Here is a 1,975-nt window from a genome sequence, read left to right as displayed (position 1 = left end):
AAAGGGGATAAGCATGGAGGAGCCGTATGCGATGACCCGCACGTACGGATCTGCGAGAGGCGCATGAATTAATTTTCATGCGCCTACTCTATTTGTTCCTTTATTTGCTTGTGGTTTTAATCTACGTATGGTGACTTTGTATATGCGTAAGCACTCTCCAAAACGCTGAGTGATGTAAAAAGGCAATTATTAGTTAGTTAATAGCTATTAAACAATTGCTCTCCAATAACTTTTCACTTTGCTGTATACTATACTAATATAAAAAACACTTTGCTTTAAAGCAAAGTGTCCACTTATTTCTTTCTGTTTAGTGATTGATCGAATTCTTGTCCTTCTAAATTTGGGTCAAGTGTAAGTGGTTCTTTGCAATACATACACATATCGACTCTTCCTAAAATTTTGGTATGCTTACCACAGTTGGGGCATACGACTTGAACAGCTCGAGTAGATAATAAACCAATCCAACCGTATACCGCTGTACTGCCTATGATGGATAGTAACCCAAGTGTCATGAAAATGGTTACTAAAATTGCGTTTTCTCTAAAGAAAATAGCACCATACATTATGATAAATCCAAAGAATATGAGTCCGAGTGCAAAGGAACGTATTCGGTTTATTTTGTTTTTATAAGGTTTCATTTTTCATCCTCCTAAATTATAAATCCACTATATCATATTTTAGGAGTAAGTAAGGTTTTGAAATTAGGTTAGAAGGAAATTTAAACTAATTGTCGAAAAGCTATAAGTAGAAGGAAACAAAGGAGGCTCCATTTTGGAAGCGTTATTGAGACCAATTTATCAAGAAAGAGCAAGCGATCCAAATACGCTAGGAATCATATCAGTAGAAAAACGGGAGGAAGTTAGCCCAATTACGGATACGTTTGATTCAATATTATTAATCATAACATCAGAAGCCGAAAAACCAGTTTTTACAAAGCACTATTCGTATGATGAAAAGAAAACAGCAATGCATATCATTACAGAAACACAACTTAGAAAATGGTTGTTAGTAGGAACTAATCCAAAACTAGTTGACTGGATTATTAATGGACGAGTTGTTTTTGATCGCAATGAATATGTAGAAAATCTGAAAAAAGAGTTATATGATTTCCCGCTAAAGGGAAGAAAAGTTAGAATGGGTATTGAATTTGCAAAGCTAAGTAGAAGGTATATGGAAGGTAAAGTATTTTTTGAACAATTGAATTATCTGGATGCCTATAACCATATAGTAGATTCTTTACATCATTTAGCTCGTCTAGCTGTGTTCGAAAATGGAATGCATCCAGAGGTGATGGTATGGAAACAAGTAAAACAACTAGATCCTGCTATTTACAAATTATACGATGAACTTATATCAAGTAAGGAATCGTTAGAGAAACGATTAGAACTTCTATTTCTAGCTAGTGAGTTTTTAATTCACTCAAGAACAAAGGACGGGGCTCAACATATATTAGAAGTTTTGTCATCTAAAGAATTTTGGACTATTCAAGAGATTCATGAACAAGAAGAACTGAAAAAGTATTCGGTGGATCTTGAAGTTTTTATTGAGTTTTTAGTAGATAAAGGTTTTATATTAATAGAAGAACAGACCACTAAAAGCAATAAAATCATGCATAGATGCTACAAAGTAAAGTGTTAATGAGTGTGCAATAAAAACGAATAAGAAATTTATTCGTTTTTATTGTTGACAATCTAATTCTTTATGATGTATTATAATAAGCGTCGTCAAAAACGAAACACAAACTTACGACAAAAAAGTTTTTTAAAAAACTTCTTGACTTAGAAAAACGAAAGTGATAAAGTAGAGAAGTCGCAAAAAACGACACAACAAAATGAACATTGAAAACTGAACATGCAAAACGTTAAGATATATAGCTTGAAAGATTAACTTGTTAGTCTGATAGCAAAACAATTATGACATCATTTAATGATGATGCCAGCAAAACAAAATGAGCTTTTTAAGTTCTCTATTATGG

Annotated in this window: 2 protein-coding genes; one reads left to right on the top strand and one right to left on the bottom strand. The window is 32.8% G+C overall.

Translation table 11 applies throughout. The features are described 5' to 3' along the window. Positions 1-293: 293 nt before the first annotated feature. Positions 294-638 carry a YgzB family protein gene (locus ACIP9W_RS22340; RefSeq protein WP_142540176.1) on the bottom strand — a complete coding sequence of 115 codons (345 nt, stop codon included), beginning with the start codon at positions 636-638 and terminating at the stop codon, positions 294-296. Positions 639-771: 133 nt separating this feature from the next. On the opposite strand from ACIP9W_RS22340, the gene ACIP9W_RS22335 reads away from it, so the two are divergent. Continuing rightward, positions 772-1,638 carry a nucleotidyltransferase-like protein gene (locus tag ACIP9W_RS22335; protein WP_400793439.1) on the top strand — a complete coding sequence of 289 codons (867 nt, stop codon included), beginning with the start codon at positions 772-774 and terminating at the stop codon, positions 1,636-1,638. Positions 1,639-1,975: the final 337 nt, after the last annotated feature.

This window comes from Psychrobacillus sp. NPDC093180 (assembly GCF_044754065.1).
Lineage (GTDB): Bacteria > Bacillota > Bacilli > Bacillales_A > Planococcaceae > Psychrobacillus.
This window is presented reverse-complemented; position numbering and strand designations above follow the sequence as displayed.

Coding starts and splice junctions, on each gene's coding strand:
- ACIP9W_RS22340 (WP_142540176.1), bottom strand. CDS start 638: ATGAAACCTTATAAAAACAAAATAAACCGAATACGTTCCTTTGCACTC.